We start from the raw sequence: 23207 nt of genomic DNA on the forward strand, positions 1-23207 counted from the left end.
CATGAGAGAACTGATCGTCGGAATATCCCTCCGGCCTTGGCGCAGGCCCGGTAAGACCGACAGATGGATGCAGAGCATTGGCTATTTCTCCGCCGTGGAGGCCACCGGAGCGGTTCCACTGGGAATCGCCCCGACTGCTGAATCGGCCCTGCGCACCGCGTACAACCTCTGTGACGCCCTTGTCCTGCCCGGCGGAATGGACATCGCTCCGGAGCTGTACGGCGATTCGCGACACACCGTCACCGAGATTCAGCCGGAACTGGACGCCATGGAGCTGCACTTGCTGCGCTGGGCGGAGGAGGACGGCAAGCCGGTCCTCGGGATCTGCCGGGGGGCGCAGCTCCTCAACGCGGCGAAGGGCGGCAAGCTGTGGCAGGATCTGCCGACCCAGCTCGGTGCCGAGGGACACGGCGCAGACGAAGCCGGCACCGACTTCCACGAGATCGTCATCGAGGAGGGGAGCCGGCTGCGGCAGGTCGTCGGCGCGGAGCGGAGCCTCGTGAACAGCAGGCACCATCAGGCGGTTGCCACGCTCGGGACCGGCCTGGACGCCGTCGCACACGCTCCCGACGGGGTGGTCGAGGCAATCGAGACCCGCGGACCGTGGTTCGCGCTCGGTGTCCAGTGGCATCCCGAGGAGCTGCCCGCCGAATCGCCGGCAGGGGGAGGGGTTTTCCGAGCACTGGTCCAGGCCGCGTCACTGCGATCCGTCCAGCACTAGGCCCGCGTCGCCGAGCCCGGAGACGAGATCCTCGACGGCGGTCACCGCGTCCGCCGTCGAGGCACCGGAGACGCCGACCATGCCCCAACGACCAGGCACGCTGGCCACGACCTGGACCGTCCTCCCCGGGGTGGCCCATCGCTGCGCGCATCGTGCGGTGGTCGTCAAGTCGGCCTGTGGCGCCGGGCGGTAGACCCGGGTGGCCACATGTACCGGGCCACTGGACTGCGAGAGCGCGTCCTGGAACCGGCGCATGTAGACGGCGCCGTGGGACGACAGGTTGAAGTCAATGACCCCGCTGACGACCCGGTCCCCGAACTTGCCGCCGATCCTCCCCACGGCAAAGTCGATCCCGCCCGTCACCAGGCTGTTCGCGCAGCCCTGTGCCGCGCTCGCCGGCCCCTGGAATGAGTCCAGAACGGCCCGGAGCGCTGCTGTCATGGAGTGGTACTGCTCCTCGGGCACACCCAGTGCGGCGCAGTCATCGGCGAGCAGCGTCGCGTTGCCTTCCCAGGAACAACCGTTCATCAGCTGAAGGGTCAGACCTTCGGCCACCCGCCCGCCGCTGATGTGGCCGGAGGGCGTGACGATGAAACGGCGTCCGGCGATGTCACAGGTGACGAAGTCGACATGGGCTTCCAGCAGATACGAGTCGCCGTGCTTGTGGGCCTCTCGGGCGCACCGGGCCAGGACCTCCTCGTCGAGGAGGTTCAGACCGGTCACGATACGGGCCCCGTCGCCGGCCTCGCACGGCTTGAGGCAACCGCGTTCCAGGCCGTAGCGATCGAGCAGCAGCCGGGCCGCCGCAAGCACACCCTCGACGAAGACTTCGCTGTCGTTGTCGCGGGGGACGAGATAGCCGGGGAGGACCGGAACCTCCATGCCGAGCAGCTGGTGGGCGGCCGACATGTGCTGCTCGCGGATCAGGAGTTCATCGGGTTCCAGCCCCTGTGCCCCGACCCGGAGGGCGTCGGCGACCGTGGGGTGGATGTGGTCCTTGCGGTTCCAGCGGTCGGAGACCACAGGGCCGTTCGCGTCGACCCGGAGGGCGGCGAGCCCGGCCCGCTCCTTGAGCCAGAGCAGAAAGACCTGTGTCTCCAGGTCGAGGGCATAGAGCCGGACCACGGCGTCGGGGTGCCCATGGACCCAGTCGACGAGCGGCTGCAGGGTACTGTCGCCGGGCCGGGCGGCGACCGTCAGCAGCGCGTCCGAGAGGTAGTAGTGGTCCCGTGTTCCGATGTCCACCGCCGCGACGCCGTAGTGCTCCACGGCCTCTCGCCACGGGGCGATGCGGCCCACTGCCAGGTCACCGTCCCCGGCCAGCGCGACGGCCCGGCTCTCCAGGTATCCGGGCACGTCGTAGGGGTTCCGCCCCGAGACGACATCGGCCAGGTCGCCCTCGAAGCCCCGCGTGGTCCGGGTGGCGGAGTGCATGATCACCGCCGGAACGGCGCACCGGGCAGAGGGCTCCTCCACGAAAGGCAGCAGCTCCGTCGCAGCCCTCTCCGCCACGCGCCCGATACCGTGACCGAGCAGCAGGCGGCAGTGCTCGTCGACCTCCGCTCCGGTGAGCACCCGCGGGCCGGTGCTGAAGCCCTGCCACGCGAAGACTGCACCGTCCTCGGTCACGACCTCCGTGCTGATCGGTGCCGGCTCGCCGGACCACGCACGACTGAGCCCGTCCCCATTGCCTGTCTGCATCGCCGTTCCACTCGTCATCGTGTCGGGTTGTGTTCAGGACCTGGCTGCGGGAGAGGCGCGGGAGCGAATCCGTGGACGATCCTTCGCCAGAAGTCCTCCGTCGTTCCCGTGGCCGGGAATGCCTGCGCGTCGAGGACGTAGGAACAGTCGAACTCGTCGGTGACCATGTCGAAGACCGCGTAGCGCAGCCCCAGGGCCTTGGCCGCGCTCAGAGCGGTCTGGCCTGCCGTGGCGCACCTTGCGGCGACGGGGCCGTCGGTCACCTTCCGGCCGTGCTCGACCGAGCGGGTGGTGACGGAGCCAGCGGGCGCGTGCCGTTCCTCGACATCGATGACGCAGTCGTTCGCGACGGTGACCCTGAGCTCCACCTTGGCGCCTTCGAGGTTCGTACCGATCTCCCGCTCGAAGACGAATCCCGACTCCTCGCAGAGGGCCGCGAGGAACTTCTCGTCGCCGACTTCGACGTCCTCGAACGTCCACTGCTCTCCGGCCGCATTGCCCGGCGACTGCAGTCGTCCGCCTGCATAAAGGTAGTTGGTGCGCCAACGCTCAGGCGCAAGGTGGGTGATTCCCTTGCCCATCGAACCGCAGACGGCCTTGACGTAGACGGCCTGCCCGGCCGCCAGCGTCCGGAGCAGACGCTGCGGGGTCGGATCCTCGACCGCCGGCGGCACCGGGACTCCCGCCTCGGCGAGCAGCTTCCTGACCACCGCCTTGTCACGGGTGCAGGCAACCGCTTCGGGCGTGTTGAGGTAGTCGATGCTGTGGGTCGTCCGGCGCAGCCGCTGACCCGTACTCAGCAGATAGGTGGTCAGCGCCTCGGCGTAGGCCTGCGTGCCGTAGGCGCCCGGAACCCGGTCCTCGATCCTGGCGTCCCAGAACTGATGGGGGAAGAACAGGACGACGCTGACCGGTCCGAGGAGGTCCTGGACCCCCTTCCGCACCTGTGCGTAGGTGTGCAGGCGAATGGTGACGCCCCGCTCCGCCAGCCAGCCCTCGTGCGCGAGAAAGGGGTCCAGCTGTGATCTCGGCCATGCATCGGCGACTGCGAGAAGGGTCTGGGTGGGCATCCTGCTCATGCGACCGCCTCCGTTGTGCCGGGCGTCGGCAGCGACAGCACCAGGGCGAGCACCTGCCGTGCCACTTCCTCGGCGGGCAGCGAGCCGTCCACGGCGGTGTGCGGCACATCGACCAGTGCCTCGGTGTACGCGGCGTCAAGCCGCTCGAGATCCGCCATGAGCTGCGACGAACTCCAGTGGTCCACAGTCCAGTCCCCGCGTTGGGTGATGCGTTCGAACGCCACTGACGGGGGTGTCTGCACATGCAGCAGCAGGTCCGGGCGTGGCAGATCGGCCGCCAGGCGTGCGTACCAGTCGTCATGGACACTCTGGCCGGGGCAGTACACCTGGTAGGTGGTGAGCCACCGGTCGAAGACGAGCCAGTCGAAGTTGTCGTACTCCTGCTCCAGGTAGTGGAACTGGGCCATCGCGTCGATCAGGTAGGCCCCTCGGCGCAAGTCGTCGGGGATGACGTCCTGGTAGCGCTTCTCGTGACCCGAGGGCTCGTCAACGAGCTCCCGGAAGACAGTCGCCATACGCGGCGAGAGCCGCTCGGACCGGGCGCCGGGTCCGAGATGTCTCACAAGGTTCGCCGCCAGGGTGGACTTTCCGGAACCGTCTATTCCCTCGATGGCGATCAGCCGATAGGGACGGTGCACCGTCATGCGAGCACCTCGTTCTCGACGGGGACGCCATGGGGCGGCAGCACCGGCTGGAAGAGGATGCGCTTGCCGCGGACGAGCGCAGGGACGGTCTCGTTGACTGCGGGCTGGCCGGCGCAGGCGCCGAGCGCGTAGACGCCGGGCATCGAGGTGCAGCCGGACTCGTCGGTGGCCAGTGCACCCTTCCTGTCCCGCGCCAGAGAGGAGATCAGCTCTCCGCCGGGCAGGACTGGGTCATTGCCGGTCGCCCAGATCACCGCGGTCTGGTCGACCGGGCGCCTCTCCTCCCAGATCGCGCTCCCGGCGCCCGACAGCCGGCCGCGGGCATGCCTGCAGCGCCCCGGAAGGGAGCGGGAACCCAGGGGGTTCCGGTTGCGCGACGCAGAGTACGTCCACGAGATCGCTTCGCCCTCGATGTCGAGGCCGTCGTAGACCAGGTAACGCACACACGGCATGCGCCATTTCTGCTTCCCGCACTCCAGCGCGGACTTGCCGACGAGTTCGTACGTGAGCTGTGACGGCGCACGCCAACTGTACTTGTCCGGGTTCTCGGTGGGGAACATGCCGACGTAGCGGTTGCTGAGGACCACCACCTCGGCGGCCTCAGGCGCAACCAGCGACGCCACCTGCATCCCGGAGTTGCCCGCCCCCACGACGATCGCGGTCCTTCCGGCCCAGCGCTCCGTGCGCCCTTGCGCGATCTCGCGGTGGATGACGTCGTGTGACACGGCACCGGCTTCCGCCCAGAAGGGGGAAGGCGGGCGCGGGATGCTCCCAGTGGCCAGCACGACGGCCTCGGCGCACACGTACGAGACCGTCCCGTCACCGTTCAACATATGGATGAGGAAGTTCCCCGGCTCGCCCTCGATTTCGAGGACCCGCGCCAATTTGAAGGTGGCCCCTGAAGAGAGCAGGCTGCCCCGCACATAGGCGTCGAACTGGTCCGCGCTGGGCCGGAGCTGGCCCGGTGAAGTCAGATCGCACAGTTTCTCTTGCGAATCCGATACGTGAAGCTCATCGCTGTACGACTGAAGGATGGAGTTGCCCAGGAACTCCATCCCGGTACCCCAGCGCTCGGCAATGACGATGGTGTCCTGAGGGGGAACATCTCCTTGCCGGACTTGAATGGTGGCAGCAGACCCGCCACCGATGACCGCCACGCGCCAACATCGGATCGCGTCATTGAAAGAGGACATGCAGCATCCTTGCCGTCGGGATGATTCTCTTTAGCTGGTCGAGGTCATCCCCAACCCAGGTCAGCGGGGACAGCAGCATCGACGGAAGCTGCGTTGACCTGGTGCGCTGCGATGTCGAGCGACTCTGCGGCCAAGAAACAGAAAAGCGCCAGAATGAACGAAAATCCCGTCCGCGCCGAATACTTTCCCCCGGTCATTTTCCCCTTCTCCCCGTCGATCCCGTTTACGTTCATCAGGGCCCCCCTCTGATGCTTTACCGGGCTTTTAAGATGCCCGTCGACTGCATTGCATAATGATGCACGACGCCAGGGCTGTTCAGATGAGGGGCCAGGTATCGTAGTTACGTCTGGCGGAGACATGAAGGGGTGGCAAACATGAGCATATCGGACATATCAATGTCTATACCCCAGGGGGAATTGAGCCCGGTTGCCGTACGCATCTACTCCGCCGCCGTGGAACATGCTGTGATTTCCCTCGGTGAGTTGCGAAGGGATCCCGACTTTGCCGCATTCGCCGAACCGGACCTGGAGCAGGCGCTGCGGCAGTTGCTGGAGCTGCGCCTCCTCGTTCAGGTCTCCGATGCGCCGGCGCGGTACACCGCGCTGCCGCCGGACCTTGCCCAGACTCTTCTTCTCGGGGGTGTCGACCGGCAGATCACGCAAGTGCTGCTGCAGGTCAGTCAGGTTCGCCGTGATCTCATGGGCCTTGCGCCGACCTACACGGAGGCCATGTCCGACCGCCTCCAGGATCAGCGCACCGAGACGATCGTCGGCCTGCAGCAGGTGCGTGACCTCATTACAGAGCTGTCCGAGGCGTGCCAGACCGAGGTGCTCACCTCGCAACCCGGTGGCGGGCGGCCGGAGGAGGTGCTGGCGGAGTCTCTCGAGCGAACAGAGCTTTTACTTGCACGTGGCGTCAAGATGCGGACTCTCTATCAGCACACGGCACAATTCAGTCAGGCGACGATCGCCTACGTCAAGCAGGTCAGCGGCCTGGGTGCGGAGGTTCGAACCCTGGCCGACGGTTTCCCCCGACTGATCGTGTTCGACCGGAAGCTGGCGCTCATAGACTCACAGATGGATGCACAGGGTGCGCTGCTGGTGCGCTCTCCCTGCGTTGTGGACTTCATAACGCGATGCTTCAACTGGGCCTGGGTTGCCGCAGGTGTCTTTCCTGTCGAGTACCAGCAGGAACGCGTGCGGGCCATCTCGGATGAGATCAAGCAGGCCATTATCCAGTTTTTGGTGCTGGGCGAGGACGACAGGGTCATCGCACGCAGACTGGGGCTGTCTCTGCGCAGCGTGCAGCGCCATGTCGCAGAGATCATGCAGCACTTGGGGGCCGCGAACCGCTTGCATGCGGGGTATCTCCTGGGGCGCACTCAATACCCTGCCCCGCCGAGGTGAACAAGAGATGGCTTCGCACAGTCCGACTCATGAACTTGCTGGAGCGGCCTGCGATCTGGGCGACCGGGACTTTCTCGCGAGGCGATCGTGCAGTGGCCGGCGCATGACGGCAGGGCCTCTTGGCGGATCGGGGTTGCCGCCCGGCGGATCGCGGTTGCCAACCGGACCGAGCGCCGGGGTCCTGCCTTCTGTGCCCGACGCATGCGCTCGCGTCGTCGGCCGGGTCCGGTCGGAAGGCAACTGTGCATGTACAGGCGGGCGTTGGGGTCAGCCGCGTCACTGCCGTCGACTGCAGCAGCCGTGCCCTGAATCCGTCCTCCGTCGCCTCGCGCCGGCCGGGCCCCGCACGACGGCTGATCTCGTCACGCAGGCTGTCGCTCGTCGCACGAATCCGGGTGTCAACCCCCGGGCCCCCGAGGGGATCATCGTTCTGTCCGGCTCCAACACGACAGGGAGATGAAGAGTGTCGATATCGGATATTCCTGGTTCCAACGGGCTGTCACGGATCGGGCGGCTGGGTACCCACGCCTATCGGTACGCCGTCAGCAGGAAGTCCCTTCGAGCGGCGGACCTCGTCGAGGACGAAGGCTTTACGCCCGCCGAAGCCCGAGAAGCGCTGGACCAGCTGCTCAGCTTCCGGCTGGTCCGCAGCATCGGCGAGGAATCGAATCTCTTCGAAGCGGTCGCACCCGATCTGGCGCGCACGCTTCTCCTCGGCGAGCCGGTCCGTGAGCTCAGCCGCTGGAGCCGTGAGGTCGACCGGGTGTGCTATGAAATGTCGACCCTGGCGCAGTTGTACGAGAACAGCTTCCTTCGGCGGATGAGCAGCCAAGCCGTCGAGCTGATCGACGATCTGGGTACCGTCCGGCAGCTGATCACGGAGCTGTCGGCCCGATGTCGCACCGAAGTCCTCACCTCTCAACCGGGTGGTGGCAGGTCGGAGGAGGTGCTGGCCGAGTCCGCCGAGCGGACGTCCGTGCTGCTCGAACGCGGCGTTGGAATGCGTACCATCTATCAGTACTCGGCACAGTTCGATCTGCCCACCATCGCCTTTGTGGAGGACATGACGGCTCGTGGGGCCGCAGTCCGCACCATTGCCGGCGCGTTGACCCGCCTCATCGTCTTCGACGGCGAAGTCGCTCTGATCGAACTTCGCGACTCACCCAACGGGGCGGCGCTGATCCGCGAGCCGAGCGTGGTCGACTACATGGCGGCCACCTTCGAACAGTCCTGGCTGGCCGCGGTGCCTTTTCCGACCGACTACGACCGTGAGCGCGTTCGGTCGGCGGGGGACGATGTGAAGGCCGAGATCATGCGGCTGCTTGTCCAGGGTGAGGAGGACAAGGTCATCTCCCGGCGGATCGGCATCTCCCCACGTACGCTGCAGCGTCATATCTCGGACATCATGCAGAGCATCGGTGCGCGCAACCGAGCGCACGCCGGCTATCTGATCAGTGACCAGAAGCTCCTGACGAGAACGGTCAGTTGAAGCAGTCCTGTGCCTGACGGATGTCGGTCCCCGCGCTCGGAGAACTCACACGGACTTCGCGTGAGGCTCCGCCGGGGACCCGGACGGCATGTCGCGCATGCCACGCAGGCGCGAACAGACCAGCCACAGTGCACCGGAGGCCATGCCCACCCCGGCAACCAGCAGCGCACCACGCACCCCGACCCACTCGCCGAGTACGCCGCCGGCCAGCCCGCCGACCGGGATGATGCCCCAGATGAGAAACCGCACACTGGCATTCATCCTCCCGAGCAGATGGTCGGGGCACATCGCCTGCCGGAAGCTGACCTGTGCGACGTTGTAGACCACCAGGCCGTATGCCGCGGTGAACCAGGGCACGGCGAAGAACAGCACCCGCCACCCCGGACCCGCGAGCGGGATCAGCACCACTGTGGGGATGGTCGCGAGATACGCAAGCCAGATCACCCTCACCTGCCCCACACGCTGTGCGATGCGCCCCGAGGTCACCGCCCCCAGCAGCCCGCCGATCCCGCCCACCGTCATGAGCGCACCGGCCGTGGCCCCCGACAGGCCCACCTCGTCGACGAGCAGCAGCACCACGAGCGGCGACTGGACGGCGTAGAAGAAGTTGTAGGTGGCCGCTGAACCTGCAACGGCGCGCATCAGAGGATTGCCGAGGACGAAGGCCAGCCCGCTCCTGATCTCCGCACGCATGCTCGTGGACGACGGCCGCTCGGGGAGGGACTCGGGCTTGCGGATGCGCAGGAGCAGCAGGAAGGAGGCGACATAGCTCACCGCCTGCACCGAGACGGCCGCCGCGGCACCCACCTGGACGAGCGCACCGGCGACGGCCGGGCCGGCCGTCTGGGAAGCCGAAGTGGTGCTCTCCAGCTTGGAGTTGCCCTCGACCAGCCGGTTCCGTCCGACCACAGCCGGGATGTAGGACTGGTATGCGATCTCGTAGAAGGTCCGGGCGACGCCGAGTAGCAGTGCCACCGCGATCAGCAAGGAGAAGCTGAGCCGGTCCAGCAGCGCGGCGAGTGCCAGGGAAGCCATCAGCACCGCTCGGGCCAGGTCGCACACGATCAGGATGGGCCGGCGGCGCATCCGGTCGACCCAAGCGCCGGCAGGCAGGCCCAGTACCAGAAACGACACTGCCAACGAGGCTTGGAGCAGGCCCATTTGAAAGGGCGAGGCGGCCAGCGCCGTGGCTGCGAGCAGCGGTACGGCGGTTCGGCTGACCGCTGTACCCAGCATGCTCAGGGCCTGCGAAGCCCACAACAGCCGGAATTCCGGCACCTTTGTGATCTGCGTGTTGTTCTCCGTCATGGCGCTCAGTGCCCAATGGTCAGACCGTGGACCCAGACACCGGGGCAGGCGACGAAGGACGTGTGCGAGCGGCTGGCCCGCACCACCCCGTCGTGGCCCTCGATGTTCCGGAGCAGGTCGAAGACGTTGCCCGCCAGGGTGATGCTCCCGGCGTTGCGGCGTGTCCCGTCCGGGTCCTCGAGCAGTGCGTTCGCGCCGATGGAGAAGTCCCCGGTGATGCCGTTGGAGGTGTGGGCGCCGTTGGCCTGCACGACCTTCAGGAGCCGTCGGCCGGAGCGGGGGCCGCAACCGAGCGCGGAACCCGATCGCAAGGACAGATGACTCGGCTGGACCCGCGGCATTTCGCCGGCCGGGCCCCGTCGTCCGGAACCGGCGGTCCCGATGCCCTCGGCGCTCGCGAGCTGCGCGCTGCGCCGGTGCCCGAGGAAGCCCAGAAGCCGTCCGTCACGGACCAGTTCCGTGGCCCGGGTGGGCGTGCCCTCGTCGTCCCAGGGTGCCGCGAGCGGATACTCCGCCGCGGCGGGATCGTCGACGATGTCCACGCCGGTCGCGCAGACCTGTTGCCCCATCAGTCCAGCCAGCGGGGACCGCCCCTCGAGCACGGTGTCCAGTTGGAAGGCGGGTACGACGAGCGAGAGCAGCTTCACCATCACCCAGCCGGTGACGAGGACGTCGTCGTGGTCCAGTGCGTCCACCGGGACGCCGGCCAGAACATCGGCCAGGGCACATACTTCGGGCAGGTCCTCGCGGGCCGCACGGTCGAGCAGCGCGCCCGCCGAGTCGCCGTACATCTGGTGTGCGACGAATCCGGTGCCGGTCGCTGTGGCGGTCACCCGGGCCTGCAGTTGGAAGAGGCCGGTGCGGTACGTGCGGGGCTCGCAGCCCGCGCGCTGCATGCGCACCGAGGCCCGCTCGGCCCTGGCGCGCAGCTCGATGTCCAGTCCCGGGCGGCCCTCGCTGAGCCGCTGCACGGTCCGTACGGTCTCGTCGTCCAGTGCGGGCCGCTCAGCCGCCTGCTCCGGGGCGGTGGCTGACGCCGGACCGGGGCGCGGCGGGGACGGGACCCGGCCGGGCAGCGCACGGCCGATCGCCAGTGCGGTCCGCACCAGTGAGGGGTCGGCGGAGTCCGGAAGGGCCTGTACCGCGTACCCTTCGCTGCCCTCCTGCCACACCGTGACGGCGGTGACCCCCGAGTCGACGTCGCTGCGCCGCTCGACGGCCCCGCCCCGACAAACGGCCTCCTCGGTCTCCCGGTGGGCAGACCACACCTCGCAGTCGGCGCCCTCGCGCGCCGCCGCGTCGATCAGCACCCGCATACCCTCGCTCATCGCTGCGTTCCTCCCACCAGCAGGGAGCCGACTCGCAGTGTCGGCCCGATCACCCCGACGGGCACCCACTGGCCGAACTTGCCGCACTTGGCCGCCCCGACTGTCACGTCGTCCGCCACGGCATCGATGTCCCGCAGCACCTGCGTACCGAGCCCCGCGATGGTCGTCTCTTCGATCGGATCGGTGACCCTGCCGTTCTCGATCAGCCGGCCGTTGGTCACCCGGAACGTGAACTCGCCGGTGGCCTCGATGACTTCACCGCCGCCCACGTGCTCGGCATAGATCCCGAAGGGAGTGTCGGCGATGATGTCGTCGACGCTCGAAGTCCCGGCCTCCAGACAGGTGTTGGTCATCCGGGGGAGCGGCGGTTGCAGCACGGTCGTGCACCGGCCGTTGCCGCTGGAGAGCGTGCCGAGTCTGGCCGCCGAGTCCTGGTCCGTCAGATAGCCGGTGAGCCGGCCCTCCTCGATGACCGCGGTGGACCCGCCGGGAACACCCTCGTCGTCGCAGCCGTACGAGCCGACCGCGCCCGGGACCGTGGCGTCGTCGCGCACGTTGACCAGCGGCGAACCGATCCGCTCGCCCAGCCGCCCCGCGTAGACCGAGCCGCGCACGACCTCGTCTCCCTCCAGGGGGTGACAGCAGGCCTCGTGCAGCAGGACCATGCCCCGGCCGCCCGCCACGACGACCGGCATCCGGCCGACCGGGGCGGGACGGGCGTCGAGCCCGGTGACGGCCCGGCGGGCCACCTCCACACCGCAGGCACGGGCGTCCATGCCGTCGAGCCGGCCGCTGACCCCGGGTGTGTAGAAGCCGGTGGACACCCGGCCCCCGCGGCGCGCGATGACCCGTACGGAGAGATAGCTCAGCAAACGGCGCTCGTCGCGCATGATCCCGACATCGTCCCCGGCCACCAGGCACATGTCCTGCTCGCTGAGCTCGAAGTCGACGACCACCTGGGCGATGCTCGGGTCATGGCTGCGGGCCGCCTCCTCCAGTGCCTGCAGCGTGTGCAGGACGGCCGGGATCTGCAGCCAGGCCGGAGTCTCGGCAGTGTAGGCGCCGGAGCGGAGTGCGGTGGTGCCGGAGTATCCGTCCAGCCGCGCGGCCGTGGGATCGAGGCCGGACACGGCCCGGTGCCGGAACCCCTGGCGCAGCAGGTAGCGGGCCGAGGTCGCCTGTCCCTCCTGGAGGCTCAGGTCGCTGACCCGGCCCTCGGCGAACCGCCCGCTCACCCGCTGCCAGGACTGCACGGCTCCGGAGGACGGCCGGGCGCCCTGCGGGGCCCGGCGGCGCATCTCTGCTGCAAGTTCGGCAGCGGCGGTGCGCAGCGCGCCCCCGCCCTGCTCTGCGTACGTCACACTGCCTCCTCGGCCATTGGGCCGGTCCTGACATGGAATGCGAGAGCGGCGAGCGCGGTCCGCGCGGAACGCACTGCCTCCTCGGCGGTCGCGCCGCGGGCGCGGGCGAAGGCGAGCCGCGAGTCGGAGGACTGCAACCCGGCGCACACCGTGCCCGGCTCGGCCAGCACCCCGACTTCGTCGGTTCCCGGGGACCGCCGGGCCTGCTCCACCCCCTCGACGGAGATGAGCACGCCCGCGACCGGGGGCGCGGCGAACCAGATCGCCGCGCTCTGCCGCGGCCTGCCGTCTTCCGGCGTCCGCGCGGCGGCGAGAGTCTTGCGCAGACCGGGCAGGACGATGTCGCCGGCCGCCTGCCGGGCCGCGCAGTCGCCGAGGTCCACTCCCGTGGCCGCCAGCACCAGAGCGGGTATCTCATCGCCGCCCATGCGCAGATGTGTCTCGATCACGCGCGGGCCGGAGTCCGTCAGGACGAGTTCGGTGTGCGTGGCGCCCGACTCGATGCCCAGCGCGTCGAGGAGCCCGGTCACGTAGTGGTGGAAGCCGTCCTGCAGTTCCGATGACAGCCCGGCGGGCACGACGTGACCCAGTTCCACAAAGTGCTCCGGGTCGGAGTACTTGCGGGTGATCGCCACGATCTCGTGCTCGCTGTCCTCCGAGAAAGCCTCGACGCTGAACTGCGGTCCTTCGTGGAAGAGTTCGACCAGCACTCCGGTGCCGGCGAGCCCGTAGAAGTCCCCGCTCGCTCGCTCGAAGGCTGCGGCCAGCTCGGCCTCGGCCGCCGTACGGACGACGGCGATGCCGACGCTGGCCGAGCCGTGGGCAGGCTTCACCATGCACGGGAGACCGTACTTCTGCACGAAGGCGTTCAGCGACTCCACGTCCGTCACAACGGCCGCGGGCGTGGGGTCCACCCCGGTCTCGCGCAACCGGGTGCGCATGGCCGCCTTGTCGTGCACCAGCGCGACCGTCTGCGGGCTGTGTGTGCGCAGGCCCAGCGCGCGCCCGATCTCGGCGCACCGGTCCTGGTCCCGCTCACCGAAGGTGGCTATCCGGGTGAAGGGGTCGACTGCGTGCGCGGCGGCGGCGAGCGCCACCCACTCCGTGTCGGGCGCGTCGTGGCGTACCGCGAGGATCCTGCTGTGCTCGGTGCGTTCCTGCAGCCGGGAGAGGTAGTCGACGCGGCAGATCACCGAGGTACGGGTGCCGGGAGCGGTGGCGCGGACCCGGCCGGGCAGGTCGCGCCCGCTGCCGACGACGAGGACGTGCTCGGTCATACGCGTTCCTCGCCGTCATGCGCGTCCGTCGCCGGCCGTACGGAGAAACGGATCCGAGCCGCAGCCGACTCGAGCCGTTCGGCGGTCTGCGCAGCGCTGTCACCGGTCACCACGATGTATCCGGCGCGTTCGTGGGAGTTCGAGACCGCTCCGACGCGTCGGCCGGATGACGTGGCGATGTGGACCTTCACCACCCCGGGCAGGGCTCCGGCCTCCCCGGTGCCCTCAACCGATTCCACAGTCCCGGGCGGGCAGTCGAGGAAGCGGATCGCGGCGTGCCGGTGAATGGTGCGCGGGGCCACGTCGCCGGAGCCGGTCAGAACAGTGAGGAAATCGGCGACGAGCGAGCCGCCGTGGGCGAGGTCGACGAGTTCGTGGATGCTGTCGCCGGGGACACGGCCCGCGCACTCGACCAGGTACGGGTGCTCACCGTCCCGCAGGATCCACTCCGCGTGCAGGACGCCGGTCCGGAACCCCGTGGCCGCGACCAGCCGTTCCATGACCGTCACGATCCGCGCGTGGACGCCGGTCGGCAGACCGGCGGGCACCTGGTGGCCCACCTCCACGGGATGGCGACCCGGCCGTACGAGCTTGCCGGTCACGTTGTGGAACAGCACCTGCCCCTTGACGACCACGCATTCGACGCTGACTTCGGGGCCGACGAGCCGCTCCTCGGCGAGGAAGGACGCCGGCAGCCGGCGCCTGGCCCGCAGCCGGGGCTCGTCGGCCTCCACCGTACGCTCCCAGGCCTCGAAGAGATCGTCATCGGCATCGAGGAGTTGCACGCCCAGGCTGCCCTGCCGGTTCGCGGGTTTGAGCACGCATCTGCCGCCGAACCGGTCGCGGAAGTCCCGGACTTCGGCGGACCCGGTGACCCGTTGCCACGCCGGCTGGGGGATCCCGGCCTGATCGGCGGCCTCCCGAAGGAGCGCCTTGTCACGCAGGATCGTGGCGGCGGCAGGGCTCGCACCGGGCAGGCCCCAGTGGTCGGCAAGTGCAGCGGCGCCCGAGACGCCGTACTCGACGCCGGGCAGAACGGCCCGTACGTGCGACGGCCGGGGCACCGCGGCGAGTACGCCGGACAGATCGTCCTCGTCGTGGATCGGCGCGGTCAGCAGGGCGGCGAAGCAGGGGTGAACGGCGGCCCGGGTGTCGAGGCCCCGCGCCGCTACGACGTCCGGCTCCTCGATGACGAGCAGCGACCGGGGAGGCAACAGCCGGTCCAGGTCCGGCAGCAGGGCGGCGCCGAAACCGACCATGACATGGGTGACGGTCTCCGGGATGCTGGTGCGGTGTGCGCTCACGACGCACCCTCGCCGACCGTCGCGGTCGCACCGGCAGGCACGGGCTCGGTGCGGACGCATATCCCTTCCGCCGCCTGCCGGGCGCGGGCGAGGGCCTCGTCAGGATTGGTGCCGGTGGCGATGACGTAGCCCATCCGGTCGGCGCTGGAGCGCACCGAACGCACCTCGGCGCCGGGGGCTGCTGTGACGACGACCTCGCACACGCCCGGGACGGCCTCTGCCGCCTCCGCACCCTCGACCGCCACGACCCGGCCCGGATCGGCCTTCACGAACCAGATCGCGGCGGCTCCGTCAGGCGTGGGGGCGGCGGGCAGGACGTCCGCGTCCAGCGGCAGGGTGTAGCTCAGTTTCTCCAAGTCCGTACCGTGGGACAGCCGTACGAGCTCGTAGATCCGGTCCCCGCCCATGCGGTTGTGCGACTCGATGACCACCGGCCCGTCGTCGGTGAGCATCACCTCGGTGTGGGCGCAGCCCTCGACGAGTCCGATCGCGTCGAGCACGCTGAGTACGAGCTTCTCGACGGCGGGGCGGTGCTCCGCGCCGATCCGGCCGGGCACCACATGGCCGCGCTCCACGAAGTTCTCGTCGATGAACTTCTCCGTGATGGCAATGACCTGGTGGCGTCCGTGCTGCGAGATCGTCTCGACGCTGATCTCAGTACCGGAGAGGAACCGCTCGGCGAGAAGCGGCTGCTCCGGGGAATGGCCTTCGAAGGCACGCTCGACGTCCTCGAGGGAGTCGACACGCCGCACGCCCTGACTGCCGGTGCCGTCCTGGGGCTTGAGGATGGCCGGGTAGCCGTGAGTGTCGCAGAAGTCCCGCAGCTCGGTCGCCGTACGGACCTGCGCGCAGGGGTGGGCCTCGACACCCGCATCGGCGAGCCGTCGGCGCAGCGCGTACTTGTCGCGGAGCACTGCGGACACGGAGGCCGGGTTGCCCGGCAGCCCGAGCCGCTCACCGATGACCCCGGCTGGTTCAAGACCGGGATCCGTGAAGGAGACGACGAGGTCGAGGGGGTCGGCCGCGTGCAGACCGGCCACGACGGGCAGCACGCGGTCGGTCTGCTCGTAGTCCATCAGGAGCGCCTCGCCGACAGCGTCGCGGTGCGCGTCGGTGAACGACTGCGGGGACTGGAGGTACACGACCTCGTAGCCGGCGTCCGCGGCCACTTTGAGTTTGCCCGCCCGTCCGGCGATCACCAGCACCCGCTGCTTGCGGCCGTCTTTCTTCTTCATCACCGAACTCCTGTCGTGCGGGCTGTTTCGAACGTGACCGTGCGGGCGTCCTCGTCGTAGAGCACCCAGTGCGCTGCGGTGTCCCTCGCGGCACCTGCGTTGATCAAGCAGGTGTCGGGGCGTGGGAGCTGATAGGGCTGCCCGGTGACCGGCACGGTCTGCATGCGGGGCGGATGCCCGGGACTGCCGGGGCCGAAGGTGAGCGACCTCCGGTGGCTGTGGCCATGGAGCACGACCGGCCTGTCGGGAGGCTCGCGGAGCACCGGATGCTGCAGTTGCTCCCCCGCCCGGGCCCACTCGAAGCCGTGGCCGTGGACGAACCGGGTGACGGGGGTCGCCCACTCCGGCGGCGCGGCCAGCAGCGGTGCCAACAGCCCCGGGATTTCCCGGTTGCCGAGCACGGTGGCGATGCGTTCCTCCTGATTACCGCGCACGAGGACGCAGGAAGAGAGGGATTCCCACAGAATCGGATCGTGGTCCACGACGTCTTCCAGCGACCATTCCAGGCCGCGATGCATATCCCTCTTGGATACTTTTGCCTCGAGATAGTCGCCCGTCATGACGACCGCGTCGACGCGTCCCTCGACTGACGTCAGAATGGCCTGAAAATTCCCGTAGTCTCCGTGCAGGTCGGAGATCACAGCGAATCGTGCCATGCCAGGGTCCACCCCCCATGAACCTGAGTGTCGTACTGTTCGGCCTCGGCGACGTCGTAGGTCATGACGTCCCCGAACAACGCCCGGAGATTCAGGGCCTGGCCCCATCGATCAATGGGGCCAGGGCAACGTGCCGCCGGCCGGTAAGTGAAGTCATCCGCGGCGAACCCGGCATTGCCGGGGTCTGCAGGACCGCAAGCGCACGCTGGTGCGCGGCCTGCGGGCCCGATCGCGATGTGTGAGACGCAAGCACTTCACGTCCGCGACCCACGGCCCTCGTCCGCAGTGATGACGTGCTGCCTCTCCACGCGCGGATCCGCATCATGCCGCGGGCCGCACCATGGTTCGGTCGGGCTCATGCTTTCCTGGAACTTGGCGCGAAGAAAACGGAGACGTGTGCATTCGAGCCGGCCCTTGCCGCCGAGGATGCAGCGCCTGCGCATGTGGTCTTCGGCAACGGCACACGGGTCGTCATGTGCGCCGCCGAGGAGCCGTACATCACAGCACCGGAGTTCCAAGGCGCAGTCCGCATCGAGCAGGCATGGAGAACCCTGCTTGCAGAGTGAGCGGACAAGTCGCCTCCCGAATCGATTACTACCTGGGAATCCTCGCGCGAGGAGGCTCCTGGGATCTACGGTCCCGGGGTGGCGCATCACGGACTGGCGATCAGACGATGGGGGCGTAATTCAGGTCCAGTCCATTCGTATCGCACATTTCGGGCGGAACGAGGTCTGTGTCATTCCGCTCCGGCTCAAATGGATCCAGCCCCTGTCCCATCCCGGACGGCCGCCCCCGGTACTACCCGTTCCGCCCCGTCCGGACCGAAGCCGCACCCCCACACCGCACCGCCTGGACCGGGCGGGTCGAAAACAATCAGGCGAATGGTCGGACAGCCTGCCCGTCTCGGCCGTACTGCGCTCCGCTCGACCGGAGGCTCACGGCCTGGACCCACGCGCGGGGCTTCCGCGGCCACTTGACCACCGACTCGCGCTGCTGCTCCACCCTTCTCGGTCGGTACGCCAAGTGCCTCGACGTCTGGCGGAAGTTGCAGAATCGACGGATTGAGGACTTGCTGAGGGAGTGAGTGCCAAGCAGCGTGATGTGGCGAGAGTTGCCACAGCGAGCGGACGAGGAAATCTGCCCGGATGAAGCCGAGGTAACCCTCGAAAGGGGCTGGGTCGGACTCCTCCAACTCCTCAGCAAGTTCATTGAGTTCAGCCAGTACAGCTTCCTCCTCGTACAGATCCGGATTGAGGAGGAGGTCGCAGGTGTCCACACGCAGGCCGTAGTGGCGCAGACACGGCACCCACAGGGTGACCGACGAACTCGCGAACCAGGCATCACCGTCCGGCGTGGCGTAATGGACGACGCCAGTACCGGCTGCTGCGCCGAAGGACACGTCATGGTGCCCGTCGACGGGTAGGTCCTCACTCACCCCTGCGACCCCGGCTCTGGTGTTCCTCCTGGTCGGATGGCTGCTTACTGAGGCCCTTCTCAGGCCGGGCGGACGGATGGTGGCTGCGTGGGGAAGGGCCTTCCGTCCCGGAGCAGGGCGCAGAGAACGTTGACGCGTCGGCGGGCGAGGGCGATGACGGCGTGGACGTGTTTGCAGCCCTCGGCTCGCTTCTTCAGGTAGTAGTCGCGGTTGGTCGCGGTTGGTCGCGGTTGGGGGCCTGCGCGGATGACGCTGGTCTGGGCGGACAGGTGGAAGACCCGGCGCAGTCGTCGGCTGTAGCGCTTGGGGCGGTGGAGGTTGCCGGTGCGGTGTCCGGAGTCTCTGGGGACGGGCACGAGGCCGGCGGCGGAGGCGAGGTGGCCTGCGTCGGGGTAGGCGGCCAGGTCACCGGCGGCGACGATGAACTCGGCGCCCAGGGTCCCCACCCAGAGCCGGGTCTGCCGGTCGGTCATGCGCATTCGACAAGGCGGTGTGGGCCGGGGACGACATGGAAAGGATCAATCATGGGAAGCCGCAGCCCCGCGTGCGCTGAAGAGCCGCGCCGAGGCGAAGCGAGTTCGACGAGTACTTGAAACGCACTGTGACTTCACGGTGCCGGTCGAGTCGGTCCTCGTCTTCGTCGGAGTGGCCAGGCTGGAAGTCGTAGCCACGCAACTAGAAGTGCGGGTCTACCAGGAGCGCCAAGTCGCGGCCCTCGGACCGCTGGCCGGCGTGCTCGACGCACCGCAGATAGAACGGGTGTTCAGCGTCGCCCGTGATCGACGGACCTGGCTGGACGCTTGACAGGGCTTCCTCAGCCGGCATGGATGAGCCGCCTACCGTCGTGGCTCCGGACATGAGGGCCTTGGCCGTCCAGTGCATCGAGCAGCCTACGGCACTCCGCGCTCTCCACATGGCTCAACGCCAGGGTGGACGCGACCGAGGTGGCAGAGCGTGCGGGCAACGGCATGGAGGTCCTTCTCAGTAGCTATGCCAAGTGCCTCGACGGCCGCCAAGAGGTCACCCACCGCCGCATTGAGGATCTGTTGCGCGAGTACGAGTGACCGCAGGCGACGGTAGCTCCGATGCCCCCGGAATTGTCCGAGGGCATCGCCATTGGCCGAGACCGGCGTTCCTGGCCAGGAACTCCGCGCCGGTGGCTCCGGGGGTGGTCCGAGGAAGGCGAACGGTCCACGTGTCGTGTCACGGGCCGGTGGTGCCAGGCGTTTTCACGCCAGTCCTGGGGCACGTCATCCGCCGGCGGCGTCCTCGGCCTCCCAGCGCAGCAGGTCGCCCGGCTGGCACTTGAGCACCTCGCAGAGCGCGGCGAGCGTCGCGAAGCGTACCGCCTTGGCACGGCCGTTCTTGAGTACCGCCAGGTTGGCGGGCGTGATCCCTACGCGGTCCGCGAGCTCGCCGACGGACATCTTCCGCCTGGCCAGCATCACGTCGATGTCCACGGCGATCGGCATCAGATCACCTCGTCCAACTCGGCCTGCATCTGCGCCGCTTCGACGTCGCGCGCGACGGCCTGGGCGAGCAGCATCCGCAGCACGAGCACGATGAGCGCGACCCCCAGGATGGCCACGCCGACCCCGCCCATGATGACGGTGACGCCCGGGTCGTCCCGCTGGCCCGGCGCATTGAGGACCGTGACCGCGAACCACAGGAGGGCAGCCGCCATGATCGCGCCGATCACCATGTCCACGTACCGGAAGGCGGCGTGGGAGAACACGGTTCCGCGTCGCACCATCGTCACCAGCCGCCATACGCTGACCAGGGCGACCTGCGCCGACACCATGCCCAGGATCGTGATCACGCGCAGCGGGGTCAGCGGGAGCGGCCCGTCCTCCGGGTCGGTGGCCAACGCCCACACCATCAATGCCTGCACGAACACGGTGCCGGCGAGCACCACCGCGAGCACGGCGCGCAGCGCACGCACTGTCAGCTTTCCCATGACCCACCCTTCCATCGAGTTGCGATGGGAATCTATCGAATATCGATAGGTAAAGCAAGGGTCGGGGAGGAGGGTGGGGCGGCGGGCCCGCACCAGGGCGGGACGCCGCCGCCTCTCGCATGGCATGGCGGTTGGGCAAGCCGGCTTGATCTTGTCGAAGTGGGCATCGCTTGAGTACAAATCGGACGCCGCTCGACTATGCCGAAGCACTGGGCGTGTATGTCGGGCAAAGCCATGAAGTCAGGCCGACGGCCGAGGGTCACCGGGGGCACTGCTGAATGCCTTTGCCGTCCGCGTTCGCTGCCGTGTCACCTTCATTCGCGTCGACGGGCTGCCCGCCGCTCGAGGCAGCATGTGGCGGCTCCGATCACTCCTTCAGATGCGCCTCTCATGCGCATTGCCCGCATGATGCCCACGATTGACCACGACTTGTCGTGTCTATTTACAGGGATAAAGATCACGCCCACGTTTGTTGCGCTGCTGAACTGGACCGACCAGGGGATCCGCGGCTACAAGGCCACTCCGGAACGCGCCGAAGCCTTCACCGCAACGGCACAGAAGCTCGGGGTGAAGGTCCTGAACCTCTACTGGACCGTCGGTCCGTACGACATCGTGGCTGTCGTAGAGGCATCCGACGACGAGACTGCCACCGCAGTGCTCCTGGAGACCGGCGCGTTGGGCAACGTTCGCAGTACGACCCTGCGAGCCTTCGGCCGGGAGCTGATGGACCGCATCATCGCCAAGGCCACTGGCTGAGGGACTTCGGTCATCGCCATCAGTCCGTGTGCCTTCTCGCGCTCGTGGCCAGCGTAGGCCTGGGTCGAGATGAAGGCGTCCGCGAGCAGGAGGGGCAGACGCCTGGTGGCGAACCCGTACCGGGAGTCTTGGTAGGTGTCCCAGACTTCGGCGACGTTACTGCGCAGCTCGTTGAGAGACGTCGGTTCGCCTTTGGTGGTGACTTGTAACAGGGGAGTGAGCTGGCGGTAGTTCATCAGGGCTGTACGCAGTGCTGGCACGGTTCGAGTACCGCTGTCGGCACTCCAGTCCATGAGCGTCGGCTCGGCGAGCAGGTCGCCAAGGGTGACGTCCAGGGCGTCGGCGAGCGACTTGATGACTGAGAGCCTGTCCAGCTCCAACCGGTTGTTCTCGGCCTTGCTCAGCCAGTTGACGGTGCGGCCGACGAGTCCGGCCAGCACTTCCTGGGACATCCCGCGCCTCCGGCGGTATCACGCGACTCGTTCGCCGATCGTGAGGTTCGTCGTCATTCCTCGCATGGGGAGAGCGTTCAAGCGTGGGCAAGCAGTGGACGGACTCCGGGATTGCCACGACGACCGCGGGCTGAAGAACCGCCCGAACGAGGACGTCTGGCGGGCGCCCATTCCTCCCCAGCTCATGAGCATGTTCCGCGAGCACATCGACACCTTCGGGACCGCCGACGACAGCCGCCTGTTCTTCAGCGAGAACGGGGGAGTGGTCTCGTCCTCGACCCATTTCCGGGCCTGGCAGGAAGCGTGCATGCTGGCGTTTCCGCCGGCCGCGGTCGCCTCGCCGCTCGCCCGCCGCCCGTACGACCTACGGCTCTCTGCGCTCTCCACGTGGCTCAACGCCGGGGTGGACGTGACCGAGGTGGCCGAGCGCGCGGGCAACAGTGTTGAGGTCCTGCTCAGCCGGTACGCGAAGTGCATCGACGGCAGGCAGGAAGTTGCAAATCGGCGGATCGAAGAACTGCTGCGAGAGTACGAGTGATCCGTGTTGCGCAGCGGGGTCTACCAGAGCCAGCGGCTGAGGAACTCCGCCCAGATGGAACCGCGGTAGCCCTCGAATGCGGCTGAGTCGAATTCCTCCAGTTCGGCAGCAAGCTTGTTGAGTTCAGCTAGGACGGCTTCCTCCTCGTGGCAATCCGGATTAAGGAGGAGATCACAGGTGTCGACGCGCAGGCCGTAGTGGTGCAGGCACTGCACCCACAAGGTGATTGAGGAGTTGGCGAACCAGGCATCGCCGTCTGGCATGACGTAATAGACGACGCCAGTACCCGGCTCTGCACCGAAGGACCATGTCATGGTCCCTGACGGGAAGGGGCTCCGCTTCTCGGCCAGCAAATAGAGAAGCTCGCCGTCGCCGGTTCGCAGAGTCGGCTCTGCTTCGGGCTGGAAGCAGACGTGAGAGATCAAACCGTGGTCAACGATCGGCACGCCGATGCTGACGAGGACGGTCCTGTCCTGCTCCGGTAGGCGCCAGCGTGAGACGGTCCCGACTTCTGCCCGCTCGACGTTCCTCTCACCGGCCCAGTCGACGAGATCCTCATGACGTAGATCCTCGTAGAACAGTGACACGAAGCCCCCAACCATCCATTGAGAGCCGGCACCCTACCGCTTGAACCCGTCCGAGGGTCTTCGTCGTTCCCGGGGCTGACCTGCGCCGATGCCGCAAGATCCTGTCCACGAATAGTCCACGGACCCCGACATGTAGCCGCTCCGAGCGGCATACGCCTGCACATACGCGAAGACCCCGTCCTCAGACGAAAAGATCAGTAAATGATCGTTTCAGAATGAGGCTCGGAGTCGTCTCAAGCAGAACTTCATTCTGAGACGATAGTAAGGCCGTGGCCTACATGGTCAGTTGGCACTTGATGCCGCTGAGCCTGACTCTGGTGCCGTGCTGCGCCGAGCGTCCAGTGATCTTCACAGGGGGCGCTGTGCATCCGGGCCCGACGCCTGACAGCGATCGGCCTCAGAACAAGCCCCCTGCCCAGGCCGACATCTCCTGTCGCGGTTACAAGAACACGGCCACATGGAAGCTGCGGTCTGCTAGTAGCCCTGCCGAGTTGAACGTCTGAACGTACAGACAATTAGTGGTCGTAACCCGACCCTGCGCGGTGATCTCACCGGGCGCTGACGAGCCGCTGGCGCCGGGAAGGCCGATGGTTGCGAGATAGGTGCCGCTGGTGATCGGCACATTGAAGCAGACCTCATAGGTGCCGGTGGTGGGACTCACGCGCGTCACCGTTGTGGCCCCGAAGCTTTGCCCTGCAATCAGGGTGCCGTCGGCTGCCACGACGGCTCGCACGGTTGCTCCGCCGGCTCCGGTCGCTCCGGTAGGACCCGTGGCACCGG

General features: G+C 67.9%; 21 protein-coding genes and 6 pseudogenes. 8 read left to right on the forward strand and 19 right to left on the reverse strand.

The features are described 5' to 3' along the window. Position 1: 1 nt before the first annotated feature. On the forward strand, positions 2-721 hold the full coding sequence (locus AC068D_RS23925; RefSeq protein ID WP_478825086.1) for a gamma-glutamyl-gamma-aminobutyrate hydrolase family protein: 720 nt from the start codon (positions 2-4) through the stop codon (positions 719-721). Here AC068D_RS23925 and AC068D_RS23930 read toward each other — a convergent pair. From AC068D_RS23930 to AC068D_RS23950, 5 genes are read right to left on the reverse strand one after another with little or no spacing between them, the layout of a single operon-like run. Continuing rightward, positions 698-2422, reverse strand: a complete 1725-nt coding sequence (locus AC068D_RS23930; RefSeq protein WP_478825087.1) for a hypothetical protein — start codon at positions 2420-2422, stop codon at positions 698-700. The genes AC068D_RS23925 and AC068D_RS23930 overlap by 24 nt on opposite strands. A 14-nt stretch (positions 2423-2436) precedes the next feature. Next, complete coding sequence (locus AC068D_RS23935; RefSeq protein WP_478825088.1) at positions 2437-3501, reverse strand: ATP-grasp domain-containing protein; 1065 nt, start codon at positions 3499-3501, stop codon at positions 2437-2439. After that, positions 3498-4145 (reverse strand): dTMP kinase, encoded by a 648-nt coding sequence (locus AC068D_RS23940; protein WP_478825089.1) that lies wholly within the window; start codon positions 4143-4145, stop codon positions 3498-3500. Before AC068D_RS23940 ends, AC068D_RS23935 begins: the two co-directional genes overlap by 4 nt. Then, positions 4142-5338: an FAD-dependent oxidoreductase gene (locus AC068D_RS23945; RefSeq protein ID WP_478825090.1), complete on the reverse strand. Its 1197-nt coding sequence runs from the start codon at positions 5336-5338 to the stop codon at positions 4142-4144. Before AC068D_RS23945 ends, AC068D_RS23940 begins: the two co-directional genes overlap by 4 nt. A gap of 44 nt (positions 5339-5382) precedes the next feature. Beyond that, positions 5383-5571 (reverse strand): hypothetical protein, encoded by a 189-nt coding sequence (locus tag AC068D_RS23950; RefSeq protein ID WP_478825091.1) that lies wholly within the window; start codon positions 5569-5571, stop codon positions 5383-5385. A 141-nt stretch (positions 5572-5712) separates the two neighbouring features. On the opposite strand from AC068D_RS23950, the gene AC068D_RS23955 reads away from it, so the two are divergent. Together AC068D_RS23955 and AC068D_RS23960 are read left to right on the forward strand one after the other, a co-directional pair. Next, positions 5713-6744: a LuxR C-terminal-related transcriptional regulator gene (locus tag AC068D_RS23955; RefSeq protein WP_478825092.1), complete on the forward strand. Its 1032-nt coding sequence runs from the start codon at positions 5713-5715 to the stop codon at positions 6742-6744. Positions 6745-7207: 463 nt separating this feature from the next. Next, positions 7208-8233: a helix-turn-helix transcriptional regulator gene (locus AC068D_RS23960; RefSeq protein ID WP_478825093.1), complete on the forward strand. Its 1026-nt coding sequence runs from the start codon at positions 7208-7210 to the stop codon at positions 8231-8233. Between the two features lie 45 nt (positions 8234-8278). Here AC068D_RS23960 and AC068D_RS23965 read toward each other — a convergent pair whose 3' ends face one another. Genes AC068D_RS23965 through AC068D_RS23995 form a run of 7 tightly spaced genes read right to left on the reverse strand, consistent with a single transcriptional unit; the run spans position 8279 to position 16687 of the window. After that, on the reverse strand, positions 8279-9541 hold the full coding sequence (locus AC068D_RS23965; protein ID WP_478825094.1) for an MFS transporter: 1263 nt from the start codon (positions 9539-9541) through the stop codon (positions 8279-8281). Positions 9542-9546: 5 nt separating this feature from the next. Further along, complete coding sequence (locus AC068D_RS23970) at positions 9547-10869, reverse strand: metallopeptidase TldD-related protein (RefSeq protein ID WP_478825095.1); 1323 nt, start codon at positions 10867-10869, stop codon at positions 9547-9549. Beyond that, positions 10866-12230 (reverse strand): TldD/PmbA family protein, encoded by a 1365-nt coding sequence (locus AC068D_RS23975; protein ID WP_478825096.1) that lies wholly within the window; start codon positions 12228-12230, stop codon positions 10866-10868. The genes AC068D_RS23970 and AC068D_RS23975 overlap by 4 nt, the downstream gene beginning before the upstream one ends. Beyond that, complete coding sequence (locus AC068D_RS23980) at positions 12227-13507, reverse strand: ATP-grasp domain-containing protein (RefSeq protein WP_478825097.1); 1281 nt, start codon at positions 13505-13507, stop codon at positions 12227-12229. Before AC068D_RS23980 ends, AC068D_RS23975 begins: the two co-directional genes overlap by 4 nt. Then, complete coding sequence (locus tag AC068D_RS23985; RefSeq protein WP_478825098.1) at positions 13504-14811, reverse strand: ATP-grasp domain-containing protein; 1308 nt, start codon at positions 14809-14811, stop codon at positions 13504-13506. Before AC068D_RS23985 ends, AC068D_RS23980 begins: the two co-directional genes overlap by 4 nt. Then, positions 14808-16046 carry an ATP-grasp domain-containing protein gene (locus AC068D_RS23990; protein WP_478825099.1) on the reverse strand — a complete coding sequence of 413 codons (1239 nt, stop codon included), beginning with the start codon at positions 16044-16046 and terminating at the stop codon, positions 14808-14810. The genes AC068D_RS23985 and AC068D_RS23990 overlap by 4 nt, the downstream gene beginning before the upstream one ends. Next, positions 16046-16687, reverse strand: coding sequence for a metallophosphoesterase (locus tag AC068D_RS23995; protein WP_478825100.1), 642 nt, complete (start codon positions 16685-16687; stop codon positions 16046-16048). The genes AC068D_RS23990 and AC068D_RS23995 overlap by 1 nt, the downstream gene beginning before the upstream one ends. Before the next feature lie 308 nt (positions 16688-16995). On the opposite strand from AC068D_RS23995, the gene AC068D_RS24000 reads away from it, so the two are divergent. Continuing rightward, positions 16996-17268, forward strand: coding sequence for a hypothetical protein (locus AC068D_RS24000; protein ID WP_478825101.1), 273 nt, complete (start codon positions 16996-16998; stop codon positions 17266-17268). A 518-nt stretch (positions 17269-17786) separates the two neighbouring features. Beyond that, positions 17787-18125 carry a hypothetical protein gene (locus AC068D_RS24005; protein ID WP_478825102.1) on the forward strand — a complete coding sequence of 113 codons (339 nt, stop codon included), beginning with the start codon at positions 17787-17789 and terminating at the stop codon, positions 18123-18125. A 71-nt stretch (positions 18126-18196) separates the two neighbouring features. Here the strand turns inward: AC068D_RS24005 and AC068D_RS24010 are convergent. Together AC068D_RS24010 and AC068D_RS24015 are read right to left on the reverse strand one after the other, a co-directional pair. Further along, positions 18197-18574, reverse strand: a pseudogene (locus AC068D_RS24010) (transposase); the annotation flags it as partial. Positions 18575-18951: 377 nt separating this feature from the next. Beyond that, positions 18952-19029, reverse strand: a pseudogene (locus AC068D_RS24015) (NUDIX hydrolase); the annotation flags it as partial. On the opposite strand from AC068D_RS24015, the pseudogene AC068D_RS24020 reads away from it, so the two are divergent. Beyond that, positions 19028-19201: pseudogene (locus tag AC068D_RS24020) on the forward strand (tyrosine-type recombinase/integrase); the annotation flags it as partial. The pseudogenes AC068D_RS24015 and AC068D_RS24020 sit on opposite strands and share 2 nt — an antisense overlap. 186 nt (positions 19202-19387) lie before the next feature. Here the strand turns inward: AC068D_RS24020 and AC068D_RS24025 are convergent. Continuing rightward, on the reverse strand, positions 19388-19609 hold the full coding sequence (locus AC068D_RS24025) for a helix-turn-helix domain-containing protein (protein ID WP_010981499.1): 222 nt from the start codon (positions 19607-19609) through the stop codon (positions 19388-19390). After that, on the reverse strand, positions 19609-20094 hold the full coding sequence (locus tag AC068D_RS24030) for a DUF2975 domain-containing protein (protein WP_478825103.1): 486 nt from the start codon (positions 20092-20094) through the stop codon (positions 19609-19611). The genes AC068D_RS24025 and AC068D_RS24030 overlap by 1 nt, the downstream gene beginning before the upstream one ends. Before the next feature lie 408 nt (positions 20095-20502). On the opposite strand from AC068D_RS24030, the gene AC068D_RS24035 reads away from it, so the two are divergent. Continuing rightward, positions 20503-20850, forward strand: a complete 348-nt coding sequence (locus tag AC068D_RS24035; RefSeq protein WP_478825312.1) for a GYD domain-containing protein — start codon at positions 20503-20505, stop codon at positions 20848-20850. Between the two features lie 317 nt (positions 20851-21167). Here the strand turns inward: AC068D_RS24035 and AC068D_RS24040 are convergent. Beyond that, positions 21168-21308: pseudogene (locus tag AC068D_RS24040) on the reverse strand (helix-turn-helix domain-containing protein); the annotation flags it as partial. A gap of 68 nt (positions 21309-21376) precedes the next feature. On the opposite strand from AC068D_RS24040, the pseudogene AC068D_RS24045 reads away from it, so the two are divergent. Then, positions 21377-21840 (forward strand): annotated as a pseudogene (locus AC068D_RS24045) (tyrosine-type recombinase/integrase); the annotation flags it as partial. A 20-nt stretch (positions 21841-21860) separates the two neighbouring features. Here the strand turns inward: AC068D_RS24045 and AC068D_RS24050 are convergent. Both AC068D_RS24050 and AC068D_RS24055 read right to left on the reverse strand, forming a co-directional pair. Beyond that, positions 21861-22427, reverse strand: coding sequence for an SUKH-4 family immunity protein (locus AC068D_RS24050; RefSeq protein ID WP_478825104.1), 567 nt, complete (start codon positions 22425-22427; stop codon positions 21861-21863). A gap of 439 nt (positions 22428-22866) precedes the next feature. Then, a pseudogene (locus tag AC068D_RS24055) lies at positions 22867-23207 on the reverse strand (hypothetical protein); the annotation flags it as partial.

The organism is Streptomyces sp. NPDC043861, assembly GCF_056435905.1.

Bases quoted from the DNA above. Each gene is read 5' to 3' on its own strand.
- AC068D_RS23925 (WP_478825086.1), top strand. From the start codon at position 2: ATGAGAGAACTGATCGTCGGAATATCCCTCCGGCCTTGGCGCAGGCCC.
- AC068D_RS23930 (WP_478825087.1), bottom strand. From the start codon at position 2,422: ATGCAGACAGGCAATGGGGACGGGCTCAGTCGTGCGTGGTCCGGCGAG.
- AC068D_RS23935 (WP_478825088.1), bottom strand. From the start codon at position 3,501: ATGAGCAGGATGCCCACCCAGACCCTTCTCGCAGTCGCCGATGCATGG.
- AC068D_RS23940 (WP_478825089.1), bottom strand. From the start codon at position 4,145: ATGACGGTGCACCGTCCCTATCGGCTGATCGCCATCGAGGGAATAGAC.
- AC068D_RS23945 (WP_478825090.1), bottom strand. From the start codon at position 5,338: ATGTCCTCTTTCAATGACGCGATCCGATGTTGGCGCGTGGCGGTCATC.
- AC068D_RS23950 (WP_478825091.1), bottom strand. From the start codon at position 5,571: ATGAACGTAAACGGGATCGACGGGGAGAAGGGGAAAATGACCGGGGGA.
- AC068D_RS23955 (WP_478825092.1), top strand. From the start codon at position 5,713: ATGAGCATATCGGACATATCAATGTCTATACCCCAGGGGGAATTGAGC.
- AC068D_RS23965 (WP_478825094.1), bottom strand. From the start codon at position 9,541: ATGACGGAGAACAACACGCAGATCACAAAGGTGCCGGAATTCCGGCTG.
- AC068D_RS23970 (WP_478825095.1), bottom strand. From the start codon at position 10,869: ATGAGCGAGGGTATGCGGGTGCTGATCGACGCGGCGGCGCGCGAGGGC.
- AC068D_RS23980 (WP_478825097.1), bottom strand. From the start codon at position 13,507: ATGACCGAGCACGTCCTCGTCGTCGGCAGCGGGCGCGACCTGCCCGGC.
- AC068D_RS23990 (WP_478825099.1), bottom strand. From the start codon at position 16,046: ATGAAGAAGAAAGACGGCCGCAAGCAGCGGGTGCTGGTGATCGCCGGA.
- AC068D_RS24025 (WP_010981499.1), bottom strand. From the start codon at position 19,609: ATGCCGATCGCCGTGGACATCGACGTGATGCTGGCCAGGCGGAAGATG.
- AC068D_RS24030 (WP_478825103.1), bottom strand. From the start codon at position 20,094: ATGGGAAAGCTGACAGTGCGTGCGCTGCGCGCCGTGCTCGCGGTGGTG.
- AC068D_RS24035 (WP_478825312.1), top strand. From the start codon at position 20,503: ATGCCCACGATTGACCACGACTTGTCGTGTCTATTTACAGGGATAAAG.